The sequence below is a fragment of the Myxococcales bacterium genome (assembly GCA_016720545.1).
Classification (GTDB): domain Bacteria; phylum Myxococcota_A; class Polyangia; order Polyangiales; family Polyangiaceae; genus JAAFHV01.
Map to the genome: position 1 here is coordinate 137,492 of JADKKK010000001.1, position 24,670 is coordinate 162,161.

Annotated in this window: 19 protein-coding genes; 12 read left to right on the top strand and 7 right to left on the bottom strand. The window is 72.3% G+C overall.

Annotated features, from left to right (window positions below):
• Window positions 1-201: 201 nt before the first annotated feature.
• Window positions 202-2,481 carry a bifunctional salicylyl-CoA 5-hydroxylase/oxidoreductase gene (locus IPQ09_00575; protein ID MBL0192713.1) on the bottom strand — a complete coding sequence of 760 codons (2,280 nt, stop codon included), beginning with the start codon at window positions 2,479-2,481 and terminating at the stop codon, window positions 202-204.
• Window positions 2,482-2,723: 242 nt separating this feature from the next.
• Here IPQ09_00575 and IPQ09_00580 point away from each other — a divergent pair, with 242 nt between their 5' ends.
• Together IPQ09_00580 and IPQ09_00585 are read left to right on the top strand one after the other, a co-directional pair.
• Window positions 2,724-4,019 carry a hypothetical protein gene (locus IPQ09_00580; GenBank protein ID MBL0192714.1) on the top strand — a complete coding sequence of 432 codons (1,296 nt, stop codon included), beginning with the start codon at window positions 2,724-2,726 and terminating at the stop codon, window positions 4,017-4,019.
• A 103-nt stretch (window positions 4,020-4,122) separates the two neighbouring features.
• Window positions 4,123-5,118, top strand: coding sequence for a hypothetical protein (locus tag IPQ09_00585; GenBank protein ID MBL0192715.1), 996 nt, complete (start codon window positions 4,123-4,125; stop codon window positions 5,116-5,118).
• A gap of 58 nt (window positions 5,119-5,176) precedes the next feature.
• Here IPQ09_00585 and IPQ09_00590 read toward each other — a convergent pair whose 3' ends face one another.
• Window positions 5,177-6,136, bottom strand: a complete 960-nt coding sequence (locus IPQ09_00590; protein ID MBL0192716.1) for a hypothetical protein — start codon at window positions 6,134-6,136, stop codon at window positions 5,177-5,179.
• A gap of 127 nt (window positions 6,137-6,263) precedes the next feature.
• Here IPQ09_00590 and IPQ09_00595 point away from each other — a divergent pair, with 127 nt between their 5' ends.
• Complete coding sequence (locus IPQ09_00595) at window positions 6,264-6,869, top strand: TetR/AcrR family transcriptional regulator (GenBank protein ID MBL0192717.1); 606 nt, start codon at window positions 6,264-6,266, stop codon at window positions 6,867-6,869.
• An 8-nt stretch (window positions 6,870-6,877) separates the two neighbouring features.
• Here IPQ09_00595 and IPQ09_00600 read toward each other — a convergent pair whose 3' ends face one another.
• Window positions 6,878-8,482, bottom strand: a complete 1,605-nt coding sequence (locus tag IPQ09_00600; protein ID MBL0192718.1) for a response regulator — start codon at window positions 8,480-8,482, stop codon at window positions 6,878-6,880.
• 261 nt (window positions 8,483-8,743) lie between these two features.
• Between IPQ09_00600 and lon the strand changes: the two genes are divergently transcribed.
• The 4 genes from lon to IPQ09_00620 all read left to right on the top strand — a co-directional run bounded on the left by lon (window position 8,744) and on the right by IPQ09_00620 (window position 14,354).
• Window positions 8,744-11,281 carry an endopeptidase La gene (gene lon / locus IPQ09_00605; protein MBL0192719.1) on the top strand — a complete coding sequence of 846 codons (2,538 nt, stop codon included), beginning with the start codon at window positions 8,744-8,746 and terminating at the stop codon, window positions 11,279-11,281.
• 190 nt (window positions 11,282-11,471) lie between these two features.
• Window positions 11,472-13,286 carry a sel1 repeat family protein gene (locus IPQ09_00610; protein MBL0192720.1) on the top strand — a complete coding sequence of 605 codons (1,815 nt, stop codon included), beginning with the start codon at window positions 11,472-11,474 and terminating at the stop codon, window positions 13,284-13,286.
• Window positions 13,283-13,840: a hypothetical protein gene (locus tag IPQ09_00615; protein MBL0192721.1), complete on the top strand. Its 558-nt coding sequence runs from the start codon at window positions 13,283-13,285 to the stop codon at window positions 13,838-13,840. The genes IPQ09_00610 and IPQ09_00615 overlap by 4 nt, the downstream gene beginning before the upstream one ends.
• Before the next feature lie 52 nt (window positions 13,841-13,892).
• Window positions 13,893-14,354 (top strand): hypothetical protein, encoded by a 462-nt coding sequence (locus tag IPQ09_00620; GenBank protein ID MBL0192722.1) that lies wholly within the window; start codon window positions 13,893-13,895, stop codon window positions 14,352-14,354.
• 88 nt (window positions 14,355-14,442) lie between these two features.
• Here IPQ09_00620 and IPQ09_00625 read toward each other — a convergent pair whose 3' ends face one another.
• The gene (locus IPQ09_00625; protein ID MBL0192723.1) at window positions 14,443-15,549 is read right to left on the bottom strand and encodes a hypothetical protein; all 1,107 of its coding nucleotides are present in this window, start codon (window positions 15,547-15,549) and stop codon (window positions 14,443-14,445) included.
• 145 nt (window positions 15,550-15,694) lie between these two features.
• Between IPQ09_00625 and IPQ09_00630 the strand changes: the two genes are divergently transcribed.
• Window positions 15,695-16,897, top strand: coding sequence for a hypothetical protein (locus IPQ09_00630; protein MBL0192724.1), 1,203 nt, complete (start codon window positions 15,695-15,697; stop codon window positions 16,895-16,897).
• A 296-nt stretch (window positions 16,898-17,193) separates the two neighbouring features.
• On the opposite strand, the gene IPQ09_00635 is transcribed toward IPQ09_00630, so the two are convergent.
• Window positions 17,194-17,850 (bottom strand): universal stress protein, encoded by a 657-nt coding sequence (locus IPQ09_00635; protein MBL0192725.1) that lies wholly within the window; start codon window positions 17,848-17,850, stop codon window positions 17,194-17,196.
• A gap of 463 nt (window positions 17,851-18,313) precedes the next feature.
• On the opposite strand from IPQ09_00635, the gene IPQ09_00640 reads away from it, so the two are divergent.
• The 3 genes from IPQ09_00640 (at window position 18,314) to IPQ09_00650 (ending at window position 20,993) form a co-directional block, all read left to right on the top strand.
• A complete protein-coding gene (locus tag IPQ09_00640; protein MBL0192726.1) occupies window positions 18,314-18,883 on the top strand; it encodes a hypothetical protein in 570 nt (189 codons plus the stop codon).
• Between the two features lie 148 nt (window positions 18,884-19,031).
• Complete coding sequence (locus IPQ09_00645; GenBank protein MBL0192727.1) at window positions 19,032-19,835, top strand: hypothetical protein; 804 nt, start codon at window positions 19,032-19,034, stop codon at window positions 19,833-19,835.
• Window positions 19,836-20,237: 402 nt separating this feature from the next.
• Window positions 20,238-20,993 (top strand): 2OG-Fe dioxygenase family protein, encoded by a 756-nt coding sequence (locus IPQ09_00650; GenBank protein MBL0192728.1) that lies wholly within the window; start codon window positions 20,238-20,240, stop codon window positions 20,991-20,993.
• A 52-nt stretch (window positions 20,994-21,045) separates the two neighbouring features.
• On the opposite strand, the gene IPQ09_00655 is transcribed toward IPQ09_00650, so the two are convergent.
• Window positions 21,046-21,990, bottom strand: coding sequence for an alpha/beta hydrolase (locus IPQ09_00655; GenBank protein MBL0192729.1), 945 nt, complete (start codon window positions 21,988-21,990; stop codon window positions 21,046-21,048).
• Between the two features lie 40 nt (window positions 21,991-22,030).
• The gene (locus IPQ09_00660) at window positions 22,031-23,569 is read right to left on the bottom strand and encodes a TolC family protein (protein MBL0192730.1); all 1,539 of its coding nucleotides are present in this window, start codon (window positions 23,567-23,569) and stop codon (window positions 22,031-22,033) included.
• A 230-nt stretch (window positions 23,570-23,799) separates the two neighbouring features.
• On the opposite strand from IPQ09_00660, the gene IPQ09_00665 reads away from it, so the two are divergent.
• Window positions 23,800-24,573 carry a haloacid dehalogenase-like hydrolase gene (locus IPQ09_00665; protein MBL0192731.1) on the top strand — a complete coding sequence of 258 codons (774 nt, stop codon included), beginning with the start codon at window positions 23,800-23,802 and terminating at the stop codon, window positions 24,571-24,573.
• Window positions 24,574-24,670 lie beyond the last annotated feature (97 nt).

Genomic DNA, 24,670 nt, shown 5'->3' on the forward strand with positions numbered 1-24,670 from the left:
CGGGGGTGGGGGGGCGGCGGGGGGGCCGGGGGGGGGGGGGGGGGGGGGGGGGGGGCCCGGGGGGCCCCCCCCCCCCCCCCCCCCCGGGCCCACCCGCGGCCAAGAGCCCCACCCACGCGGTGGCCCACCACGCGCACCCCCGCCGTCCCAACACCCGCGCGCCCCGCGCGCCCCCGCGCGCACCCCCTCCCTCCGAGGCCCCTACCCCGGCCGCCCCATCGCCCGCACCACGCCGTACGCGTTCGGGACGAAGTGCTCGGCGACGCCCGCGTCGAGCGCGGCGTGCATCGTGAAGTACGGGTCGCGCAGGTGCCCGCGCCCGATCGCGATGAGATCGGCGCGGCCCCCGGCCAGGAGGGTGTTCGCTTGATCGGCGCTCGAGATGTTGCCGACGGTGATCGCGGGCATGCGCGCCTCGTTGCGCACCTCGTCGGCGAACGGCGCCTGGAACATGCGGCCGTAGAACGCGGGGCGGCCGCCCGGCACGGTCTGCCCCGTGGAGACGTCGACCACGTCGCACCCGGCCGCCGCGAGGGCGCGCGCGATGGCGACCGCGTCCGCGCCCTCGTTGCCGCCCGCGGCCCAGTCGGTGGCTGAGAAGCGCACGCTCATGGGGCGCGCCGCGGGCCACACGGCGCGCACCGCCGAGAACACCTCGAGCGGGAAGCGGAGGCGGCCCTCGAGGCCGCCACCGTAGGCGTCGGTGCGCGCGTTCGTGAGCGGCGAGAGGAAGCTCGCGAGCAAGTAGCCGTGGCCCATGTGGAGCTCGAGGAGGTCGAAGCCCGCGCGCGCGCCTCGCTCGGCGGCGGCGACGAAGTCGGCGGTCACGCGCGCCATGTCGGCGCCGTTCATCTCGCGCGGCGTCTGGCTGTGAGGGAAGTACGGGAGCGGAGACGCGGAGAGGAGCGGCCACGCGCTCGCGGCGTCGAGCGGCTCGTCCATGCCCTCCCACATGAGCCTCGTGGCGCCCTTTCGCCCGGCGTGCCCGAGCTGGAGCCCGATCTTCGCCGGGCTCTCGCGGTGCACGAAGTCGACGACGCGCGCCCACGCCGCCTCGTGCGCGTCGGTGTAGAGGCCCGCGCAGCCCGGGGTGATGCGCGCGTCGGCCGACACGCACGTCATCTCGCTCATCACGAGGCCCGCGCCGCCGATCGCGCGGCTCCCGTAGTGAACGAAGTGAAAATCGGTGATCAGCCCATCATGTGCAGAATACATACACATGGGCGACACGACCACGCGGTTCACGAGCCGCATCTCGCGGAGCGCGAACGGCGTGAACATCGGCGGAACGGCGGGCCCCTCGGGCGCGGAGGCCACGCCCGCCCGCGCGTCGAAGTCGCGCGTCACCTCCTCGACGAACCCGGGGTCGCGGAGCGCGAGGTTGTCGTAGCCGATCTTCTTGCTGCGGGTGAGCAGTCGGAAGGTGAAGGCGAGCGGATCGAAGTGGAGGTAGCGGCGCGTGTGCTCGAAGAAGCGCAGGCTGTCCTCCGCCGCGGCCTGGGTCTTCTCGACCGTGAGCCGGCGCGCCGCGTCGTACGCGGCGAGGGCCCGAGGGAGCTCGCTCGGCGACTGGACGTCCGCGAGCGCCTCGGAGAGAGAGATCGCGTCCTCCATGGCGAGCTTCGTGCCCGACCCGATGCTGAAGTGCGCGGTGTGGCACGCGTCGCCCACGAGCACGACGTTCTCGTGGCTCCAGGCCTCGCAGCGCAGGGTCTGAAAGGTGAGCCAGGAGGAGCGGTTCGACTCGAGCGGGTGCCCGCCGAGGTGCTCCGCGAAGAGGCCTTCGAGGAAGGCGAGCTGCCCGGCGAGGTCGAGGTCGGCGAGGCCCGCGCGCGCGAACGACTCCTCGTCGGTCTCGACGATGAAGGTGCTCGTGTCCTCGTCGAAGCGATACGCGTGCACCTGGAAGAGGCAGCGCGGGTCGGTGGGCAGCTCGGCGAAGAGGAACGTGAAGGCCTCGAACTTCTGCTTCGTCCCGAGCCAGATGTAGCGCGCGTTGCGCCGCTCGAGCGTGGGACGGAAAGTGCGCTCGTAGAGCGCGCGGGTCCGGCTGTTGAGGCCGTCGGCGGCGACCAAGAGATCGCAGGACCCGCGCAGCGCCTCGATGTCGACGACGTCGCGCCCGTACTCGACGACCACGCCGAGCGCCTCGGCGCGGCGGCCGAGGATGTCGAGCAGCGCGCGGCGCGAGATGCCCGAGAAGCCGTGGCCCACCGAGCGGGTGCGCTCGCCCGGCGCCCACGAGAAGTGCAGGTCGATGGCGTCCCAGTGGGCGAACGTGCGGCGGATCGCCTCGTGCGACTCGGGGTCGTTGTCCTCCAGGTAGCCGAGGGTCTCGTCGGAGAACACCACGCCCCACCCGAAGGTCTCGCCGCGCGCGTTGCGCTCGAGGACCGTTACGTCGTGCGAGGGGTTGGCTTTCTTCAGCAGGATGGCGAGGTACAGGCCGCCCGGGCCGCCGCCGATGCAGACGATGCGCATGAGGTCTTGTACCTCACGCGGGCCGGCGACCGTCACTCGTCCGCCCGCGGTGACCGAGCCCGCACCAACAATTTCCGGTGGACGGCTGGATCACGCTCATGGATCATGCCATAGCCATGGACCCGGTCGCCGCCGGCGGGATGGCGCAGAAACATCGGGAATTTTCGCTGTAGGACAGCGGCACACCTTTCGCAACATAGCGGACAGCAGCCCACAGGCGGGGCCGCTCAAGGAGAAACAGCATGGCCCTCTCGGATTGGATGTCGAAGTCGCGTTGGCTCCCCCTCGTCGCCTTGATGGCGCTCGGCTCGTCGGTGGGCTGTTCGGCCGCGGTCGCGGAGGGCGAGGGCGAGGCCGAGGAAGAGGGCGTGTCGACGGACGACATCACGCAGCTCGACCACACGAAGGTGAAGCGCCAGTCGATCGGCAACTGCTGGCTCTACGCGGTGGCGTCATGGACCGAGGCGCTGAACAAGCGCTCCACCGGCAACGAGGCCAACGTGTCGGAGTCGTACTGGACCTACTGGCACTGGTTCGAGCAGCTCGCCAACGGCCGCGCGTCGACCGAGCTCTCCACGGGCGGCAGCTACGGCACGGCCGCGGGCATCATCGACCGCTACGGCCTCATGCTCGAGAAGGACTTCATCCCCGAGGAGGCCGAGGCCGAGATGTCGGCTCGCCAGTCCTCTGCGCTGGAGGCCATCAACACGTCCCTCAAGAGCGGCCCGCTCGCCGACTCGGCCGTCCGCCGCGACCGCGCGAAGGTCCGCGCCGAGCTCGACAAGGCCTGGAAGCTCTCGCCCGAGACCATCACCAAGCTGAACAACGTGTTCGGCGCCGGCGTCACCAAGACCCTCGACCGCAGCTACACGCGCCGCACGCCGGGCAACACGGTCATCCGCGCCCGCGACTTCGAGGCGCGCCTCTACGACTTCCGCACGAAGGCCGAGCGCAAGATCAAGCTGCAGGACGCCATCGGCACCGGCTCGTCGTGGTCCCGCACGGGCCCGAACGCGTTCCACGAGGAGAACTACCCCTCGAGCGCCGCCTCGCGCCGCAAGTTCCAGATCGCGGTGCAGGAGTCCCTCCACGCCGGCATCCCGGTCATCATCTCGTGGAAGGTCGACTTCAACGCGCTCTCGAGCAACGCGCAGTTCTCGATCGAGGAGCTGAACCGTCGTGGCCCGGGCCGCCAGGGCGGGCACATGACCGTGCTCGACGACTACCAAGTGAAGCTCGCCGACGGGAAGGTCCTCGCGGCCGGCACGCCCGTCACCGACCAGAGCCTCCTCGGCGCCGCGCTCTCCCCCGCGGCGCAGATCGAGTTCTTCCGCGTGAAGAACTCGTGGGGCTCCATCCGCCCGGACCGCTGGAACGAGGCGGCCAAGCCGGGCTTCCACGACCTCACGATCGGCTACATGAACGGCCCGATCAAGGAGTGCCCCGAGGGCGTCACGGACGCGACCAAGTGCACGAGCCAGGTCACGCCCTGGTGGGACGCGGTGCTCCCGGCCACCATCGGCACGGACATCTTCTAGTCCGCACGCGCCTCTCGGGGCGCGTCACGGTCACGCTCGCGGGCGGTCCAGTCACGGATCGCCCGCTGGCGTTTTGTGCGTGCCCTGCTCTACGCTGCCGAGGATGAGACGTCCTCTCCTGCTGGGCATCGCTGCAACGGGCCTCATCGCGGCGGCCTTCGCCTGCGGGAGCGAGGAGTCGGCGCGGACGACGACGACGCCCCCCGACGCGACGCCACCGATCACCGTCCCCGACGCGCGGCTCCCCGACCCGCCACCGCCCGACGCGAGCGACGCCGCGCCGACACCGCCGGACGCCAGCGACGCCGCTCCGACACCACCAGACGCCGAGGGCGGCGCGGACGCGGGGCCACCGCCGAGCCCGCTGTCGGGCGTCTGGCAGGGCACCGCGATTCAGGAGGGAATCGATCCGTTCACCGTGCTCGTGAGCGTGCACCCCACGGCGCTCGCCGCTCCCGCGGGCGCGGTGGTCGGCCTGATGACCTACCCCTCCCTCGGCTGCGGCGGCTACCTCACGCGGCACGAGCCGGCCACCGGCGACGCCGGAATGATCGACGCCGGCGCACCAACGACGAGCCTCCGCCTCTTCGCCCACGAGTCGGTCCCCCCGGAGGTGGCGTGCATCGTCGAGGGCGACGATCTGCTCACGCTGCAGCCCGACGGCACCCTGCTCTACGAATACTGGAGCACGTTCGGCGGCGCCCCCCAGTACGCGAGCGGCGTGCTCACGCGCGTGGGCGCGGGCGGCCCGGTCGAGGCGCTCGGAGGCAGCTGGGCGGAGCCCACGGCGGCCCCCAACGGCGTGCGCACGCTCATGGCGAGCCTCGTGCGCACCGACACGATCGGCGCGCCCGCGGGCCTCTTTCTCCGCGCGAACGCCGACCGCTCGTACGCGTGCGGCGGCGTGTGGACCCTGCGCGCGCGGACGTCCGCGACCGATCTCCTCGTGGACGAGAGCTTCCCGGCGGGCCAGCTCGGGTGCGACGGCCTCGCCCCCGGCGGCGCGAGGCTCCAGCAGGCAGGCGCGCAGCTCCAGGTCACCCGCGCGACCGACGCCGGGCCCGAGCCGCCGATCACGCTCACCCTCGGCGGGCGCTGACGCCCCACGCCTCTCGGAAAAAGTCTGCTCTATTTCTGGGCCAGGGACGAGGCGGCGCTCAGCGCGCGAGCCTCGCCCCGAGCTCGGCGTCGTCGAGGCCGCGCGCGATGGCGGCGGCGCGGCGACGGAGGGGGCTGGCCGGCGAGGCGCCCTTCAGGTGCGCGAGCAGGCCGAGAGACACCGCCCGCAGGCGCACGAAGCCGCCGTCGCCGGCGTGGCGGGAGGCCGCGCGCGCCATGGCCAAGGCCTCGGTGTGGGACCCCTGGCGCCCCAAGACGTAGGCGAGGCCGAGCGCGCGTCGACACGCCGCGTAGGGCGTCTCCGCGGCGATCCCTTCGTAGAGCTCGCGGGCGGGTCCGAGCTCCCCGCAGCGGAGGTGCTCGTGCGCCAGCTGATCGGCGAGCCGGGCGGCGTAGTTCGCGCGCTCGGGATCGGCCACGTCTAGGGCACCGACGAGCTCCGTCGCCTCCTCGAGGGCGTAGGTCTTCGACTGGAAGCTGTCGAGGCGATCTTCCACGTAGGCGAAGACGAGCGCCCGCTCGAGGCGAGCGGCGACGGCCGCCGTGATCGGCACCTCGGCGAGCCGGGCGTGGGCCCCGCCGTAGTCGCGCTTCCTCACCGCCAGCTGCGCAAACCCAAGCGCCAGCCACACGCGATCGGCCGAGTCCGAGGCTGGCGGCCGATTCCAGACGTTCAGCAGATCGCGGAGGAGGTCCGCGGGCAGATCGGCGCTGCGGCTGTGGAACATGCCGAGCCACCGCAGCCGGACCTCGACCGAGCGAGGGAGCCCGTAGACGCGGAGCAGGCGCACGCCGTGCTCGCCGCCGTCGCGCGTGCCCCGGCCGCGGAGACGGCGCAGTCCCCGCTCGACGGACTGGGCGTCGAGGGCGGGCGTGGCGTGCTGCGCCACCTTCAGCGCGACCGCCGCGAGCGACCCTGCGTCCGCCACGAGCGCGTCGACGTAGTCCCCCCACGTGTAGCCGGGCTGGCGTGGATCGAGGGCGGTCTCACCGTACATTCGCCCCATCCTACAGCCGGCGCGCGGGGAGGGCGCGGGGTCGCGAGCCGAGGACGCGCTTTTTTTCGCGGGACCGGGGGCGAGACGCCGCCTCCCCTTTTTCGGCCGACTTGCTACTCTGTAGGAGATGCGCGAGACGCCGACCGATCCGCGCCGCGAGCACATTCTCGACGCCGCGCGGCGGCTGTTCGCCGAACACGGCCCGCAGAAGACCACGGTCGCCGACATCGCCAAGGCGGCCGGCGTGGGCGTGGGCACGGTGTACCTCGAGTTCGACTCGAAGGACGCGATCGTGTCGGAGCTCTCCGGGACGATGCACGGCGTCGTGCTCGCGGCCATGCGCGAGGCGGTGCGCGAGCGGGACGCCGACGCCGATCTGTCCACCGCCTTCATCGCGGTGATCGAGGCCCGCACGCGGGCTTTCCTGTCGTTTCGAGAGAAAGGGCCCGGGGGAAAGGGCTGTGAGCTGCTCCAGTGCCGCACCGAGGTCACGCGCCGCGAGCAGGCGCGCTTCTTCGAGCGCGAGCGGGCGTTCTACGCGGAGCTCTTCGCGGTCGCCGGTCGCCGACGCGAGCTAGGGCCCCACGAGCCGGGGCGGGCCGCGGAGCTCGTGCAGCTCGCGCTGGCGTCGCTGTCGCCTCCGTCGCTCTTCATTCTGCCGCCGGCGGACGCCGCCGCGCGCGCGCGGGATCTCGCCGCGCTGCTCGTCGCGGGGCTCGCGGCGCGACGGTAGGTGCACGCTCAGCGCGGCGCCGCGCCGCTGGCGTCGGGCGGCTCGAGCGCGGCCCGCAGCGCCGCCTCGAGGTCGGCGAGCCGGTAGGGCTTCTGCAGGAACACGACCCGCTGGTCCGAGAGTTGCTCGCCGACGTCCTCGAGGCTGAAGCCCGTCGAGAGGATGACGGGCAGCGTGGGCTTCATGTCGCGCAGCGCCTTCAGCGTCTCGACGCCCGACAACACCGGCATGGTCATGTCGAGCAGCGCGAGCACGATGTCGTCGCGGTGCGACCGGAAGAGCTCGAGGGCCGCCCCGCCGTCGGGGGCGGCTACCGTCTCGAAGCCTAGCGTCCGGAGGAGGACGCCGAGCGTGGCGCAGATCGCGCGCTGGTCGTCGGCGATGAGCACCGTGCCTCGCCCCTTCCAAGCGGAAGGCGGGGGGTCGACCACGGGCGGCGGCTCTGGGAGATCGACGGCCGGGAGCAGCAGCGTGAAACGAGCGCCATCGCCGGGCGTGGACGCCACCGTGATCGCGCCGCGGTGACCACGCACGATGCCGAGCACGGCCGACATCCCGAGCCCGCGGCCGGCGAATTTGGTCGTGAAGAACGGCTCGAAGATGCGCGCCTTGGTCTCCTCCGACATCCCGCAACCCGTGTCGCTCACCTCGAGCGCTACGTATTGGCCCGGGGCGAGACCCAGGCCCTCGGCCTCCGCCTCGGCGACCGCTCGCGCGGCTGTGCGCAGCGTGATCGTGCCCTCGCCGTCGCCGAGCGCGTCGGAGGCGTTCGTGAGGAGGTTCATGACGACCTGCTGCAGCTCGGCGCGATCGCCCATGACACACGGGAGCGTCGACGCGAGGTCGTGGATGACCTTGGCCCTGCGCGTGATCACGACCGCGAGGAGACTCGCGAGGTCGGCGAGGAGGGCGCCGAGGTCCACCGGGGCCATGACGAGGGGTCGCATGCCCGCGTACGCGAGCAGCTTCTGGGTGAGCTCGGCCGCGCGCAGCGACAACTTCTCGATCTGCTCGAGCCCGGTCGCCACCCGCGCGAGATCGGCCGGCTCCACGCCTGCCCCGGCGCGCTCCTCCAAGGTCCTCCGCGCGAGGCTCGCGTGGCCGAGCACGCCCGTCAGCAGGTTGTTGAAGTCGTGGGCGACGCCGCCAGCCAGCACGCCGAGGCTCTCGAGCTTCTGCGACCTGGCGAGCCGCAGCTCGAGCTCGTGACGCTCGGCTTCGGCGCGCACCCGGCTCGTGACGTCGAAGACGTATCCGAGGTAGTGCGTGGCGCTCCCCTGGGCGTCTCGCAGGATGTGGGTGAAGTCGTAGAGCCAGATCACCTGATCGTCACGGCGCCGCACGCGGTAGGGCTCGTGCTCGAACGACTCTGCGCCGGACTCGGTCGCGGAGGTCACCTCGGCGCCCACGCGGGGGAGGTCCTCGGGGATCACGAGGCTGCCGTACGACACGGTGCCCGATAGGAACTCGTCGGCCCCGTATCCGAGCAGCTCGTGGACGTTCCCCGAGACGTACTCGACCGGCCACCCGGCCTCATTCCTCCACTTGAAGACGACGACCGGCCCGCGCTCGAAGAGAGCGCGCTCGTCGAGGTGAGGGAGCGGGTGCGGCACAGCTCGACTATACCGACGCGCGCCACCTTCGCCTCGCGCAACCGTCAGCGCGCGCGAGCGGAATCGCCCGGGGCCCCCGTTGACGCGGCCGTGAACGAAATTAGGTTCTGTTCACGACGGGGCGGCTGACGCGGCGCAAGGGTGCGCGGCGGCGTCGCGGCCCGCCTACGACAGCCCAAAGCGGCGCGGATCTCCCGCGCCGTGGCGGTCGACCTACGGCTCTGACTCGCCACTGCCCCCAGAGAAAAGAAGAAGATCCCCATGACGACGTCCCGTGGCGGCGCTCCCGCGCCCACAGCTCCCCTCGCCGCGCTCCCCCTTCGCACCGGGGTGCTCTTCCCCGGCACCACCCTCACGCTCTCGGTCGGTCGGCCTCGCTCGCTCGCGCTCCTCCGCACGCTCTACCCGGGCGACGTGATCGTGACGCTCACACAGCGGAACCCGAAGACCCAGAACCCCGAACGGCAGGAGCTCCACACCGCGGCCACGCTCGCGAGGGTCGAGAGCATTCAGAAGCGGAGCGAGTCGGACTGGCAGCTCTCCGTCACGGGGCTCGATCGCGCGACGCTCATCGACCTGCACGACGACGGCCCCTTCCTGCGGGCCACGGTCGAGAAGCTGCAGGAGCGCGGGGGCGACACCCTCGAGGCGCAAGAGCTGGCCGCGGCCCTCGTGCGCTCGCTGAAGGACGCCACCGAGTCGGAGGGCGGCGCCCTCGCGCACCTCGACGCCCGGGCGCTCGACCCCGCGACGCTCGCGGACACCGTCGCGGCGCAGTCGAACGTGGCGACCGAGCGCGAGGTCGCCCTGCTCGCCGAGCTCGACGTCCCGAGCCGTCTGCGAGCGCTCACTGACGCCCTCGGCGAGCTGCGGGCACGCGGCGAGGTGAAGGCGAAGATCGAGAGCGAGGTGCGGCAGCGCTTCGGAAAATCGCAGCGCGAAGCCGTGTTGCGCGAACAGCTGAAGGCGATCCAGAGAGAGCTCGGCGACGACGACGACGACAACGAGACGAGCGAGCTCGGCGCGCTGAAGAAGCGGCTCGCCGAGGCGAACCTGCCCGAGGAGGCGCGCAAGGTCGCCGATCGCGAGCTCGCGCGGCTCGCCCAGATGGGTGGGCAAGGCGCCGAGGTGCACGTCATCCGCAACTACCTCGAGCTCATCGCGGATCTGCCTTGGTCGAAGCGGGCCGAGGTGCGCCTCGACGTGTCGGCGGTCGAGGAGCAGCTCGAGCGCGATCACTACGGCCTCACCGACGTAAAGCGGCGGATCCTCGAGCACATGGCGGTGCTCGGGCTCGCGCAGGGGTCACCCGAGACGGGCGACATGGCGAGCGGCGACCCCGAGCGCGGCCCCTCCGAGCAGCGCGGCACGCTGCTCTGCCTCGTGGGTCCCCCGGGCGTCGGCAAGACGAGCCTCGGCGAGTCGATCGCGCGGGCCACGGGCCGCCCCTTCGTACGCGTCGCCCTCGGCGGCGTGCGCGACGAGGCCGAGGTCCGCGGGCACCGGCGCACCTATGTGGGGGCGCTGCCAGGCCGCATCCTCCACGCCCTGCGCAAGGCCAAGGTGAAGAACCCCGTCGTGCTCCTCGACGAGATCGACAAGCTCTCCCAGGGCTTCCAGGGGTCCCCGGAGGCGGCGCTGCTCGAGGTGCTCGACCCCGAGCAGAACCACACCTTCACGGACCACTACCTCGAGCTCCCGTTCGATCTGTCCGAGGTGCTCTTCCTGTGCACGGCGAACACACTGGAGACGCTCTCCGCGCCGCTGCGCGACCGGCTCGAGGTCGTCGAGCTCTCGGGCTACACGCCCGAGGAGAAGGTGCGCATCGCGAAGACGCACCTCGTGCCGAAGCGGACGCGTGGCCACGGCCTCTCGAGCGCCACCGGAGAGCGCCTCACGATCACCGACGAAGCGCTCCTCGCCGTCATCCGGGACTACACACGAGAGGCCGGCGTGCGCCAGCTCGACAGGGAGCTCACGCGGCTCTGCCGGGCGGCGGCGCTCCAGATCGCCAAGGCGGCGAAATCGCCGAGCGCGACCGACGTCACGGCCGACACGGGAGATCCGGCGAGGGTGCACGTGGAGGCGCGGAACCTGGCGGAGCACCTCGGCCGCCCCCGCTTCGAGCGTGAGGCCCACGACGCCACGTCGACGCCCGGCATGGCCACCGGGCTCGCGTGGACGCCCTTCGGCGGGAGCACACTGCACATCGAGACCTCGCGCATGCCCGGCAAAGGTCACGTCGAGATCACAGGTCAGCTTGGCGACGTGATGAAGGAGTCCGCCCGCGCCGCCCTCACCTACGTGCGCAGCCACGCGAAGGAGCTCGGCCTGCCGCCGGGCACGCTCGAGAGCGAGGACGTGCACATCCACGTACCGGCGGGGGCGGTGCCGAAGGACGGGCCCTCAGCGGGCGTCACGATCTTTACCGCGCTCACCTCGCTCTTCACCGGCCGCAGCGTCCGAGCCGACACGGCCATGACCGGCGAGGCGACGCTCCGAGGGCGCGTGCTTCCGGTGGGCGGCATCAAGGCCAAGGTCCTCGCCGCGCACCGCGCCGGACTCACCCGGGTCATCCTCCCCGACCGCTGCGCGCGGGAGCTCGACGAGGTGCCAAAGGAGGTCCTCGACGCCCTCGAGATCGTCCTCGTGGAGGACATGCGGCAGGTGCTCGAGGCCGCGCTCGAGCCGGCGCCCCCCGCCCTCGCCGACGACCTCTCCCCTCGCTCGAGCGCTGCCATCAAGGCGCAGGAGGGAGCGCAAGAGGGAGCGCAGGAGGGAGGTGGCCTCCCCGGCTGAGCAACACGACGAAAGCCTCCTCGAGCCCCGCGAGCACTCCCCTCGCGGGGCTCGGTCTTTCGCTCGCCGGCAGCGACGGCCCCGCCCGCGAGGGCGAGTTTTCCCTTCGCCGACACTTTCCGCTATCGTCTCGTCCCGACACTTCGCGCGCTCGTGCGCGCGAAGGCGTGAGGCTTCCGGGAGGCGTTTCATGAAGAAGATCGCAGCGTTGGCGATGATGACCGGGGCACTGGGTGGGTGCTGGGGGTGTGGCGAGAGGCTCCCGCCGGGCCCGCCGCCGCCGCCGTCCGGCCCGCGGGTCATCGTGGAGGGCAACGGCGAGCCGCTCATCGTCGACTGGGAGCCGCAGCACCGCGGCAACCTCGAGGTCGCGATGAAGGAGGGCCTGGCGGTGGTCGAGTACAGCGACCGCGGGTTCCGCCTCTTGAAGAATTGCAGCGTGGACGGCCAGTACGATTTCGTCGGCATGTCGACCAAGGAGCAGCTCGTGCGGCTCGAGTCGGCCGACGACATCCGCGCCAACCTGCCGCTCGGCGGCGCGGGGCTCGTGGGGCAGCTCGGCGGCGAGCTCGGGCGCTCCACCACGCTCGACGTGGCGATGGTGATGATCGGGAAGATCCGCACCACGTGGAACCACGTCACGAAGAAAGATCTCCGCGGCGAGTGCGCCGGCGCCTCGCACTTCGTGAAGGGCGCGATGGTCGGCGCGTTCGTGATGGAGACCGGGGACAAGGCGCACGCGCGCGCCGTGGCCGAGTTCTTCAGCATCGGCGCCGGGGGCGGGTCCACGCGCGCGTCCAAGATCCACAACTCGGACGGCAAGCTCGAGGACTGCAAGGCGGCCCTCCCGGAGTCGCTCAAGGCCCCCGCGCGCTGCGCGGCGCTCCTCCGGGTCGAGCTCATCCCCATCGCCGCCGAGAAGCCGGCCGAGGCTGCCGTCGCCGCGGCGGAGAAGCCCCAGGCCGTGCAAGAGTGCCCGAGCGGGATGGTCCGCGTCGGCGGCAAGTGCACCGCGCCGACCCCCGAGGCGACCACCGCCGCGGCGACCGAGTGCACCTACGGGCAGGCCAAGCAATGCGCGGAGCTCTGCGAGCGCGACAGCGGCGTCAGCTGTGGTCGCCTCGGGCTCCAGCTCCTTCGCGGCGAGAACATCGCGAAGGACCTCAACGTGGGCTCGAAGGCCACGCTCCGAGGCTGCAAGCTGAACGACGGGCCGTCCTGCGAGTACCTCGGCGACTTCCTCGCGAGCAACGAGGGCGGCGCCCGCAACATGAAGGACGCCACGGCCGCGTGGGGCCGCGGCTGCGAGCTCGGCCAAGACCGCGCGTGCACCTCGGCGGGTTCGACGTTCTACACGGGCGACGGCGTGACCCAGGACTACGCGCAAGCGTCGAGGCTGCTCGACCGCGGCTGCAAGGGCGGCAACCACAGCGCGTGCAGCACGCTCGGCATCATGTACCTCGGCAACGCCGGCGTCGGCACCGATCGCAAGATGGCCGCGAAGCTCTTCAAGCAGGCGTGCGACGGCGACTCGGCCGGTGGCTGCTCGAACCTCGGCTACATGGTCGAGTTCGGGAAGTCGGTGGTGAAGAACGCTTCCCTCGCCGTGCGCCTCTACGAGAAGGCGTGCTCACTCGACAAGCAGGCGTGCGTGTCACTCGCGCAGGTGACCCACGCCGGCATCGGCGTGACGAAGAGCGCCGGAGACGCCATCGAGCTCTTCAAGACCGCATGCAACGCGGGCGAGCCGACGTCGTGCTCGGTGCTCCGCGCCTACGGCAACCGGGGCGGTACGGTCGACGAGGCCGCAGCCAACCGAAACCTCCAGATCTGGAAGGGCACGTGCGCCTCCGGGATCGAGCGCGACTGCACGGCCATCGGGGTCGCGTTCACCGCCTTCGGCAAGGTGAGCGAGGGGCGACGCTTCATCGAGCGAGGCTGCTCGATGGGGGACGAGTGGGCGTGCGCCCTGCTGAAGCTCAAGGTCATGGTGCCTGAGCGTTGACGCGCGGAACGCCACGCGCCAAGTGTGTCGCGCTCGGCCTGCTCGCGCAGCTCGGGCTGGCCACGGGCTGCAAGGGCGCGACACGAGCGGGGCAGGACGACGATGGCGCCGCGCGGAACGCCGCGCGCCCCACCTCCGCGCCGCTCATCCCTGCGAGCGCGTCGCTGCCCGGGGAGTTCTTGCCAGCGAAGGATCCGGTCCCGCACCCCGCGCCCCCGGCACCGGAGCCGACCTGGCTCGGGTTCGAGGCGTATCCGGGGGTCGAGCTGCTGTGCGACGAGCACGTCACCGCCGCGCCGGGCGGCAAGGTCCGCGAGATCCACTGGGCCTCGTACGGGAGCGAGTCGCCTCACTACGAGATCACGTCGTATTACAAGCGCCACGACGCGGGCGCCCCCGAGCTCGATCGCGACGAGGCCACGTTCGCCCTCGGGAGACACCAGCGGCTCTCGGTCATCCGGCTGCCCACCACGCAGCCCTTCCCCCGGTGCGAGCGCGCGCCGAAGCCGAAACACAAGGCGGTGATCGTCGTGTCCCGCGCGGTACCGCGGTGACGCGCGGGGATCTTGGCCCGACGGCGAGCTCTCGCCTAAGGGGACCGGCGGTATGCGCTGGAACACCCTCCGCGACGACGATCCGACGATGCGCCCGCCCAGCGGCGCGCACGTCCGCGAGGTGCGACTTGACGCGACCGACGCGACGCACGCGACCGACGCGACGCACGCGACGCACGCGACCGACGCGACCGACACGACCGACACGTCCCGCCCGACCGAGGTGCCCCTGATGTCCGAGCTGCGAGCGAAGCGCGCTAGCGAAGAAGAGGGGCTCGACACCCCAGCCGCCGCCGAGGCGCTGCGCCCGGCGCGGCTGCCCCGGGACGCGGACGAGCTCCTGCGCGCCTCGATCGCCCCGCCGGCCGCACCGATCGAGCCTGGCGGCGCTTCCCGCTCCGCGCGTCCCGCACCGACGCCGGCGGCTCACGCCGTGCTGCTCGTGCTGGGTGGTGTCCTCGCGATGTGGGTGATCGCGATGGTGGCCCTCGCCGTGGTGCACTACGCCCGCTGAGCCCGCGGAGGTACCGGGGGGTCGGGAGCTCTGCGTCGGCGCGCGCCGCGCCATGGTCCGCGCGCGCACGCCCGCGCGGACGGAACGCTCAACGGCAGCGAACGTAGCCGCTGAAGGGGAACGCCGTCGTGACGGCGCTCTTCGTCGTGTTCGCCGCGAGGTCGTGGACACGGAGGTAGTAGGAAGTGTCGACGGACTCCCAGAAGGCCACGCGGCCGTCGGCGAGGGCGCACGGGGTGTTGAAGTCCATATCGGTGAAGGGCTTCGGGGTGAACTCCTTCACCGCGCCACCAAACTTGTAGAGGAACAGGTGGTCGCCGGTGTTGGCGTCGTCGTCGCCCTCGAAGACGAGGCCCGACCCGTCCTGAAGGAAGTGCGGCGCCTGGGCGTAGAGCGACGTGAACGGGCTGTACTGGGACGACACGTCGGCCCCGAACGTACCATCAGGATTCACCTGAAATATCGAATACATACGCGGAGCGACGATGTTCTCGGCGTCGCCCCACTTGAAGGGCTTGACCCCGGAGACGACCGCGAGCGTGCCGTCCGGCGCGACGTCGTGGACGATCTCCACGTCCTTGCCGATCGACACCGGCGCCTCGAAGGCGAGGTCGGCCCCCTTCCGGCGGGCGACGAACGCGCCGCCGCGGCCCGAGAGGAAGAGGCGGTCGCCAGCGTAGCTCGTGGTGCCCCAGTAGAGCGCCTGGGCGAACAGCGTCGTGACGTTCCCGTCGAAAGGGATGAGCGCGGCCTTGCCGTCGGCCCCCACACTGTAGAGCCCGCTCTTTCCGCCGCCGGTGTAGTGCGCGTAGTAGCGCCCCGTGACGGGATCCCGGACGTCCCACGCGGTGCCGGCGACGGCCCGGGAGAGGCCTCCGGGATAGCTGGCGGCGAGCACGTCGCGCGCGACGAGCGTGTTGGCATCCACCGCGCGGGTGACGCCCCGCGCGACGTACCGCAGCTCGGGCGGCACGGCCGGGCCCGGGGGCGGGCCACCCTCTGGCCCCGCGGGCGCGCCGTCCGGGAGGGTGCCCGTGCCTGTGCCGGTCGGGCCAGGCGGCACGATGGCGCCGTCGGGCAGCACGGCCCCGCCACCGTCGGCATCGGGGACGCCCACGGGATCGCCGCTGCACGCGGCAAAAGCGAGCGGACCGGACGCGAGCAGTGCGATGCACGGGAGCAGGAGCGAGCGCATCCGGAGGGCATAGCACGGCGCACGTCCAACGCTCGCCCACGACAACGTTCCGGGAGGGCTCACGGAAAAGCCGACCGGCGTGGCTCGTCGGAGGAAGGTCGGAGCGAAAGCGGCGTATGACCCCGGCGAACCCCAAGGAGTCGTCATGAAGCCGCTCGCATTCCTCGCCCCGTCGATCCTCGCTCTCTCCGTGCTCGCCTCGCCCTCGCTGGCCCTCGCGCTGAGTGAAGACGGCGCCAACACGCTGCGCTCGATCGACTACTACAAGACCCAGGTCGACCTGAAGACTCGGCCCTTCGCCAACGGCGACTCGGACTACACGATCGGCCAGGCGATGTATCAGTACGAGACGAAGCTCAAGACGGTGAAGGAGCGCCTCGAGAAGGTGCCCGCCGCCGACCGCTCCGACCCCAAGTACGAGGCGACCGCGAAGTGGGTCGGCGAGTTCGAGTCGACGCTGAAGAAGTGGCAGGCCGAGCGCGGCACCAACACGCAGAACCTCAAGGCGAAGGCGGCCGCCGAGGAGGCCTACAAGACCGAGTCGCGCAACCTCGGTGACGCGCTGGGCTTCGTGAAGGCAGTCCGGGGCACTTACTCGTACGACCTCGAGCCCGCCGCGATGCTCGCGAAGTGGCGCAGCGCCGAGGCCCTCACCGCCTTCGCCGCGAAGTGCGACCGCGAGTTCGCCGCCGTCGACGCGACGAGCTACTACGGCCGCGAGAAGGTCGAGGCGTGCAAGAACGCGGCGGAGTGGCGCACCGTGCTGAAGCCCTTCCTCGACGCGAGGGCGCAGGCGAAGGCGAAGAAGCTCGGAGACTCGGTGGCCGCGACCCTGACCCGCATCCGGAACGGCGAGTCTGTCTACGAGGCGCAGCTCGACCGCGCCCGCAAGCCCACCGAGTACCTGGCGAGCCTCCGCGGGTCCTACGAAGCGCTGTACACCGCGATGGGCGCTCCGCTGCCCGCGGGGCTGTTCTCGTCGATCGAGTCGGCGGCCGCGGGCTACGCGGCGGCCGTCACCGCGGGCCAGGCCAAGGTGAGCTACAAGCCCGGGCGGTTCTCCGACCCGGCCGTGTCGGCGGCGGTGAAGGCCGCCCTCGCGACGAGCAAGGTGAAGGTCGTAAAAATCAGCCAGACCTTCGGCGACTGGGACATCCGCAAGAGCGGCCTCATGCCCACACACCGCATCCGTGACTCGGTCGTGCTCGGCCAGGCGGCCGGCGAGACGCACTGCCGCGTCTACACCATCACGACCTCTCAGCAGTACGCCGGTGGCGGCCGATACGCGGGGAACCTCTCGGTGGACCTCGGCCGCGAGCCCGCCTTCCTCATCGCGTCGTGCAAGTGAGGATGTGAGCCCGTGAGCCGGTAGCCGTCGTGCATGGGGACACCTCGCCTTCAGCTCGGGCTCGCCATCGACCGTCGTTCGCGCGCGGCCCCAAGCAGCCCGTTGGGTTTCTCCCGTCGCCCGTCGGCGCCGCATCCCGACCGCCTCCGTTGCGATCCTGCAGGTGCACGCTCACCTCGGAGACTAGGCCCCGAGCGCGGACGAGGACGGGCCTCGGTCCGCAAGTCAACGGGCTGCGAGGCCGCGCGCGACGCTTCTTGTTCTCGTCGCGCGGGCCTGGGGCGCGGCGGAGCGAATCAGAAGTCGACGCCGGTGGGGCTCACCGCCGAGTCATGACCGGAGAAGGGCCACTCGCGTTGGTACGAGTAGGTGTGGCCGCTCTTGGCGTGCGACGCGTGGCGCTCGCACCACCAGTGGTTCCCGCGGCTCTCGAAGCGCACGCGGGTGCAGTCCGGGCACGGCGGCTCGATGGCCAGTGCCTCGTCGCCCGGCGGCGCGGCGCCGCGGGGGCTCGCGACGAGCACGGGCATCGGGGCGTGCGCGACCAGCTTGTCGGCGGTCGAGCCCATGATCCACTGCTTCAGGCGGGGTCCCGCCTCCGACCCCACGACGATCATCGTGGCGCTCACGTCCGACGCAAGCTGCAGGATCTCGCGCACGGTGTCGCCGTAGCGGAGGTGGATGCCGACGTGGAGCCCGCCGAGCCCGCCCATCGAAGCAGCCTTCTCTTCCACGTACGTCCGCAGACGCCCGGCGAGCGCCGCCGAGCTGGCCTCGGTGCGGGGCGCGTTCGCGTCGAACACGTGGACGAGGTGGAGCTCGCCGCCCGGCGCCCAGGTGGCGATCTTGGCGGCCCTTTCGAAGGCTGGACCGTCGGCGGCGGTGAAGGCGAACCCGACGACGATGGACACCGTGGCGGAACGGGGAGACGAGGGGGGTTGCGCGGCGCTCATGAGGGACCTCGAGGTTTTGGAGTGAGGGCTGGCGCGCGCCGCAGGGACGCGCGGGCCCGTCCTTTGATAGCTGAACTGCGGCGGCCTGGGGGGCCTCGTGCGGCACGATCCGCGAGGCGCCGGAGAAATCGTCGCCCGTTGATAAACCCGGCCCGATGACTCCACCCACGGGCAGGTCACGCGTGTGACCGCTCTCGGAGGAATCATGCTGCGCCGCGCCAACACGCTCTTTGGGCTCGCTCTCGCCTCGTTCGCCTCGCTCGCCTCGCTCGCGCCGTCCGCGGCCTGGGCTCAGCCTGCTCAGCCTGCTCAGCCTGCTCAGCCTGCTCAGCCTGCTCAGCCTGCTCAGCCTGCTCAGCCTGCTCAGCCTGCTCGGCCTGCTCAGCCTGCTCAGCCTGCTCAGCCTGCTCAGCCTGCTCAGCCTCCCGCAACGGCGGCGGTCTCCGGCGCGGACGCCGTCACCGTGGAGCTGCGGGCGAACGACCCTCGCGCCACGCTCGAGCGTCGTCAGAGCACGACCACCGTCGGAGGGCTCGGCCTGCCCGACCTCGGCATCGGCGGCCTGACGCAGTGGGAGAGCGCGTGCGTGGCCCCTTGCTCCACGGCGCCCGTATCCCCGGATTACTCTTACAGAATTTCGGGAGACGGGCTTGTCCCCAGCAAGACCTTCACCCTCCCGCGGGGGCCCCGCGCCCTCCGCATCGACGCGGATCTCGGCTCCTCCACAGGGCGCGTGACCGGGATGGTCCTGACGGCGGGCGGCGCGGGCGCGATTCTGCTCGGCGGCGTCGCCTTGGTGGCGTCCCCGATCCTGTCGGCCAACGACGTGGGGAGCGAGGGCTTCCGTACCGGGGTGCTGGCGGGTGGCGCGGGCGCGGTCGGGCTCGGCGTGCTGCTCGCCGCCGCCGGCCTGACGCTCTGGCTCACCAACGGCAGCACCCTCAGGTTCGATCCGAGCCCGGCGCTCGCGACCGCGCCCCCTGTCGGACCGCGGGCCGCGGTGCGGCTGCTCCCCACCGGCCTCGCCTTCTGATTGGCGCAAGGTCGCGGACGTGAGACGGGCGCGAGACGCCCGAGGACCGGCCGTGGGAGCCCCCCTGCGAGCCCGCCCCCCGAAGGACGCGGCGTGCTACATCCTTGGAGAGCGCCGCTTTGGCGAAGAGCGATCCGAGGAGTCCACCATGAAGACACCGCTTGCCCTGACCCTCTCCTTGACGGCGGCGCTGCTCGTCGCGTGCAGCTCGTCGACCACCCCCGCGGGGGACGCTGGCGGCACGGCGCCGCCGCCTCCCGGCGCGGCCTGTACGACCTGCTCGGGGCCCTCCCCTGCGGACGCGAAGCTGTGCCCCGACGGGGCGTCTCTCGGACGCGTGTGCCTCGCACGCGCGGACGGCACGTGCGGCTACGACTTCCCCCCCTGCCCGCCGGCCAAGCCCGACGCCGCCACGCCGAACGACGCCGCCACGCCGGACGCCGCCGACGCGGCCCCGGCGCCGCTCGGGCTCGGTGAGTCGTGTGGAGGCCGCGGCCGCCCGCCGTGCGCATCGCCGCTCTTCTGCAAATTCCCGATCGCGGCCGCGTGCGGCGCGGCCGACCAACCCGGGGTCTGCGCCGACAAGCCCGCGGTCTGCACGAAGGAGCTCGCGCCCGTCTGCGGCTGCGACGGCAAGACCTACTCGAATTCGTGCGAGGCCGACAAGGCCGGGGCGAGCGTGGCCTCGACCGGCGACTGCCCGCTCGCCGACGGCGCGGCGTGTGGCACCCGCGGAATCCCGGGGGTGTGCGCGCCAGGCTCGTTCTGCAAGCGCTCCATCGCAGCCGCGTGCGGCTCATTCGACGCGCCGGGAGCCTGCTCGAAGATCCCCATGACGTGCGCCCCCTCGCGCGACCCCGTGTGTGGGTGCGACGGCACGACCTACGGCAACGCGTGCGAAGCCGAGAAGTCCTCCGTCAGCGTGAAGTCCCTGGGCCCCTGCCCGACGTGACCTGCGGATGCGACACCGGCCGGCTCGCGGCGTCGATAATGAATGCAGAATACACATGATTCTCGCGTGACGACGTGAACGCGAATCCACGACGAATACCCCACGATGCATTCCCAAGGGGCGGTGGCCCCCGTGACGCGGCGCTCGCGGTGGAGATCGCCGCCCACGCGGGGGACGCCACCCAAGAAGCGGCCGACCGATGCGTCGTCCTCGGGGATCGGTTGGTGGCGCTCCTCACGGGCCTCATCCGCCGCTGAGGGTTCGCGTTCGCCGCCCGCGGCCTTCGGGTCGCGGGCGAGGTCGCGGTCGGGGGTCGGGGTAGCCCTGCCGGCCGCGTGCGGCGCCATGCCCGCGCGTGGGCGGTAGCGAGATGGACCTTCTCGCTGTAGTGGTACGCCGCGTATGCCGCCTCCGCTCGAGCTCCACGCCCCGCGCTCGCGCCCCGCGGCGCTCGCCTCACTCCGTGACGTAGGGTTCGCCGTCGTGGCACCCGACGCGCTCGCCGGCGTCGCGGAGCTGCCGCGTGACTCGTTCGTGGGGCTGGAGCGCTCATGGGCGAGCCTCCCGCCGGATCCCCACCTGCTCGACGGTGGCGCGTACCGCTTCCGCAGGCACGGGTGCTTCGTGCAGCAGCTCGTGGGCGCGAGCGACCTCTCGTCGACGCCACCGCGGCCCCACTACCAGCCCGTGACCTACAACGCTCTGCACGGGGGTATCGTGAGGTGGTTCGCCCCCCTGGAGTCGACCCTCGCGGAGGCGCCCGGGTTCGTGCGCCTGGTCGCGGGTCTCGGTCGCGCGTTCGCGGACGCGCGCGCCGACGTGCGCCCCACGCGCTGGCACGTCGAAGCCCACGCGTTTCGCATCGACCCGCGCGAGGGCGTAGGGCGGCCGACGCCGGAGGGCGCGCACCGTGACGGCGTCGATTTCGTCGCCGTGGTGCTCGTGGATCGTCGCGGCGTACGGGGCGGCGAGACGCGCGTGTTCGACGCCGCAGGGCCCCACGGCGTGCGGTTCTCGCTCGTGGCGCCGTGGTCCGCGCTGCTCCTCGACGACGCGCGCGTCGTGCACGAGACCACGCCGATCGTCCTCGAGGAGCCGGGGGGACACCGCGACACCCTCGTGCTCACCTACCGCGAGGCCGGCTTCCAGGAGCCCTGAGCCCGCGCGTCGCGGAGCCACGCCTACGGCATCGCGACGCCGGCGATCGGCGCTACCCGTCCCCGAGCAAGAAGTCCTTCGCCGCCGCGAGAAAGTCGTCGGGGGCGTCGACGTGCGCGAAGTGCGAGCCTCGCTCGAGCCACGTGAGGCGCGCGTCGGGGACGAGGGCGGCGAGGCGCTCGCCCACCGCGGGCGGCACCATGGGATCGCTGCGCGCGTACACGAGCAGCAGCGGCGTCGGGAAGCGCGCGAGCGAGGAGAGGTCGCGCTCGAAGCGACGCATGCCGGCCACCGAGAGCGTGTCTGCGAGGTAGCGCGCGAACGCGCGGCGTCCCGCCGGCGTCTGGAGGGGCGCCGAGTACTCCTCGACCTCTTCACGCGACTTCAGCGACTCGTCGTAATAGTGAACGTTCTTCCACACCCAGCGGCGCGGATCGCGCGAGACGAGCACGTCGAGGAGCCCGGGCGCGCCAGGGAGCCGCAGCGCGGCGTCGAGCGCGCGCATGCGCGGAGTGACGATCCCCGGAGAGTGGAGGTTCACGAGGCGGCCTACGCTGCCGGGGTGGCGCATCGCGAGGTGCATCGCGAGGTAGCCGCCCATCGAGTTGCCGAGCACGGACGGCGCTCCGAGGCCGAGCTCCCGGAGGAGCGCGCCGAGCAGGTCGGCGAGCGCTTCGGGGCCGTAGGGCAGGTCGGGCGCGTCGCTGCGGCCGGCGCCGGGCAGATCGGGCGCGATGACCTCGCACTCGCCGCCGAGGCGCTCCAGGAGGTAGCGGAACGAGTAGCTCGACGTCATCAGGCCGTGGATGCAGACGAGCTTCTTCGCGCCCGGCTTGGCGCCCCCGAAGCGGCGGACGGCGAGCGTCACCTCGCCGAAGTGGGGTGTGCGGACGCGCACCCGCTCGTCGCGGCACGCCGGTGAGAAGAACGGGTGGTCGAGCCGCGGGAGCGCCGGCAGCGAGGCGTACGGCACGGGCTCGAAGGGTGCAAGATGCATAGACTCCTCGGGGGCGCCGCGACCGCCGCGCGCCCCGAGGCTACCGATCGTAGGGGCGGGCGTCACGCCCGAGGGCGTGCTCGAGCCGCACGCGCGCCGCGCGGGCCTCGATGCGCGCGTTCAGCTGCTCGAGCCGCGCGCGGGTGAGGTCGGCCTCCGCGTCCGTGAGGGTCGTCGAGGTGGCGCGCCCGTTCACGAACAGCTCGCGCGCGACGCGGTGGGCCTCCTCGGCGCTCGCGAGCTGCCGCTTGCTCGACACCGCGGCGAAGTCGGCCTCGCGCACCGCCTGGAAGGCTTGGGTGACCTCGAGCTCCACGCCGTCGCGGACGGCCTCGCGTTGAGCCTCTGCGCCGGCCACGTGGGCCTCCACGTCCCTCGCGCCCGCGAACGCGCCGTACGCGTCGTTGGGCGACCAGGTGACCTGCGCGCCGAGCGCCCAGGTGCCGAAGAACTCGTTCGCCTGGGGGAAGCGGCGCTGGTTCGGGTTCGCGTACAGCGCGCTGCCGAAAGCGGCGACGCTGGGGTACGCGCCGCCACGATACGCCTCGGCCTGCTTGCGCGCCGCGGCCGCGCTCGCGTCGATGCTCTTGATCTCGTAGCGCCCCGTTCGGGCCTCCGCGATGAGCTGGGGGAGGCTGCCGACGAACGGCGCCACCTCGCCGTCGATGCCCTCGCCGGGCACGAGCGCTTCGTCCTCTTTCGCGTGGATGGCGAGCGCGACCTGCTTCTCGGTGAGGGCCGCGAGGTTCTTCGTGCGCTCGACGGCGAGCTCGGCGCCGGCGACGGCGGTCTCGGCGCGGAGCACGTCGGCGCGCGAGGCGCTGCCCACCGCGAGGAGGTTCTTGGCGTCGGCGAGGTGCACCTTCACGGCCTCGAGGCTCTGGGTGGCGACGACGACCGCGCCGCGAGCGCGCAGCCAGTTGTAGTACGCGACGCGACCCTCGGCCGCGGACTTCGCGCGGGCGGTGACCACGTCGAGCCGCGCGGCGTCTTGGCTCCTCGTCGCGGCGGCGTAGCCTTGGTTGATGCGGAGAAAGTAGTCCGAGATCGGCACGACGAGCTGCGCCTCGAGCGCCCACTGGTTCAGCACGAGCGGGAACGAGAAGCCCACCGCCACGGTGGGCGTGGGGTTCGGCGTGCCAGCCGGCAGCGGCGTGCCGACGATGGAGCCGGCGCCGGTGGCGGAGGGCGGCGTGAAGTCGGAGAGGCGCGTGTACGAGAACTTCCCGGAGAGACGCGGGAGGTAGTTCGACCACGCCTGGTCGACCTTCACCGCGGCGGAGCGCACCGACTCCTGGGCCGCTCGCGCCGAGTAGCTCGTCTCCGCGGCGCGCCGGCCGACGACGTCGGCGGTGAGCGCCCCGCCCGCCACGGCGGTGCCGCCGAGGTTGGGCCGGGGGGCCTGCGGAGCAGCCACCTCGGGCGCGGGGCTCGGGGCGGCGGGGGCGGGCGCAGGGCTCGGGGCGGGCGCGGGCTGCGCCGCGGCGACGCGCACCGCCGCGGACGCCGCGACGGCCAGGGCGAGCGCCACGCGGCGTGGCGAGAGCGGTGAAGACGAGAGGGAGCGAGGTCGTGGCATCAGGACACCTTGGACAGGACACCGTGGGCGGACCGAGGAGAGGGCTCGACGCGCGCTCTGGAGCGCGTGGTCGGCGCGAACTTAGGTCGGCGGGGCCTCATTTCAAGTCCCGCGTAGGAATTATTGACCCGCCGGTCATTCTTTCCCGACGCGCGGCTCGCGCCGAGGCCAGGCGGCCTGCCTCTCGCCAGGCCTTTCCGTTCCAAGCGAGAGCCGATATCGTGCGGCGCGTGAGAGTGGAACCCTACGAGACCGTGCGGCTCCGCCTGCGCGAGGCCGCCCGGCGGAGCCCCTCCGGTGCCGTAGCCTTCGACGGCGACGGCACGCTCTGGTCGGGCGACGTCGGAGAGGACTTTCTCGAGGCGCTCCTCGCCGAGGACGCGTTCTCGGCGGAGGCCGCGGAGCTCTTCCGAACCGACGCGGCGGGCTTCAACGTGCCGGCGCGGGGCGGCGCCAAGGCGCAGCTCGAGGCCATCTTCGAGGCGTATGGGCACGGGCGCTTCCCCGAGGACCGCATCTGCGAGCTCATCGCCCTGGCCGTCGCAGGGCGCGCGACCGCGGAGATCGACGCGTTCTCGACCCACCTCGTCGAGACCCGCGGCCTCGCCGCCCGGCTCCACGGGGAGAGCGTCGCCCTCCTCGACGAGGCGCGTGGCCTCGGGCTCGAGGCCTTCCTCGTGAGCGCGTCGCCGCGCCCCATCGTCATCGCGGGGGCGCGCCTCGTCGGGATCGACCCCGACCACGTGATCGCCGCGACGGCGTACGCCGCGGGCGGTCTGTCGACGCGCGAGATCGACGCGCCGATCCCGTACGGTCCAGGAAAGGTCGCGCGCCTACGCCGCGTCATCGGCGCGCGCCCCCTGGTGCTCGCCGCGGGCGACAACGTCTTCGACCTCGCGATGCTGGCCGAGGCCACGGTGCCTGTCGCAATTCGCCCGAAGCAGCGGCTGCTCGTACGGGCCGGCGAGCTCCCGGCCCTCGTGGCGGTCGAGCCGGCCGCGTAGCAGCCCCGTGGCGCTCGCCTCAGCGCGCGCAATCGTTGCCGTTTACAGGCCGCGACGCGGACAGTAGAACCACCGCCACACGCCGCCGCCACGATCC

What these genes read in the sequence shown, in the direction of transcription:
- IPQ09_00575 (MBL0192713.1), bottom strand. Translation starts at nt 2,481, where the DNA reads ATGCGCATCGTCTGCATCGGCGGCGGCCCGGGCGGCCTGTACCTCGCC.
- IPQ09_00580 (MBL0192714.1), top strand. Translation starts at nt 2,724, where the DNA reads ATGGCCCTCTCGGATTGGATGTCGAAGTCGCGTTGGCTCCCCCTCGTC.
- IPQ09_00585 (MBL0192715.1), top strand. Translation starts at nt 4,123, where the DNA reads ATGAGACGTCCTCTCCTGCTGGGCATCGCTGCAACGGGCCTCATCGCG.
- IPQ09_00590 (MBL0192716.1), bottom strand. Translation starts at nt 6,136, where the DNA reads ATGTACGGTGAGACCGCCCTCGATCCACGCCAGCCCGGCTACACGTGG.
- IPQ09_00595 (MBL0192717.1), top strand. Translation starts at nt 6,264, where the DNA reads ATGCGCGAGACGCCGACCGATCCGCGCCGCGAGCACATTCTCGACGCC.
- lon (MBL0192719.1), top strand. Translation starts at nt 8,744, where the DNA reads ATGACGACGTCCCGTGGCGGCGCTCCCGCGCCCACAGCTCCCCTCGCC.
- IPQ09_00610 (MBL0192720.1), top strand. Translation starts at nt 11,472, where the DNA reads ATGAAGAAGATCGCAGCGTTGGCGATGATGACCGGGGCACTGGGTGGG.
- IPQ09_00620 (MBL0192722.1), top strand. Translation starts at nt 13,893, where the DNA reads ATGCGCTGGAACACCCTCCGCGACGACGATCCGACGATGCGCCCGCCC.
- IPQ09_00625 (MBL0192723.1), bottom strand. Translation starts at nt 15,549, where the DNA reads ATGCGCTCGCTCCTGCTCCCGTGCATCGCACTGCTCGCGTCCGGTCCG.
- IPQ09_00630 (MBL0192724.1), top strand. Translation starts at nt 15,695, where the DNA reads ATGAAGCCGCTCGCATTCCTCGCCCCGTCGATCCTCGCTCTCTCCGTG.
- IPQ09_00635 (MBL0192725.1), bottom strand. Translation starts at nt 17,850, where the DNA reads ATGAGCGCCGCGCAACCCCCCTCGTCTCCCCGTTCCGCCACGGTGTCC.
- IPQ09_00645 (MBL0192727.1), top strand. Translation starts at nt 19,032, where the DNA reads ATGAAGACACCGCTTGCCCTGACCCTCTCCTTGACGGCGGCGCTGCTC.
- IPQ09_00650 (MBL0192728.1), top strand. Translation starts at nt 20,238, where the DNA reads ATGCCGCCTCCGCTCGAGCTCCACGCCCCGCGCTCGCGCCCCGCGGCG.
- IPQ09_00655 (MBL0192729.1), bottom strand. Translation starts at nt 21,990, where the DNA reads ATGCATCTTGCACCCTTCGAGCCCGTGCCGTACGCCTCGCTGCCGGCG.
- IPQ09_00660 (MBL0192730.1), bottom strand. Translation starts at nt 23,569, where the DNA reads ATGCCACGACCTCGCTCCCTCTCGTCTTCACCGCTCTCGCCACGCCGC.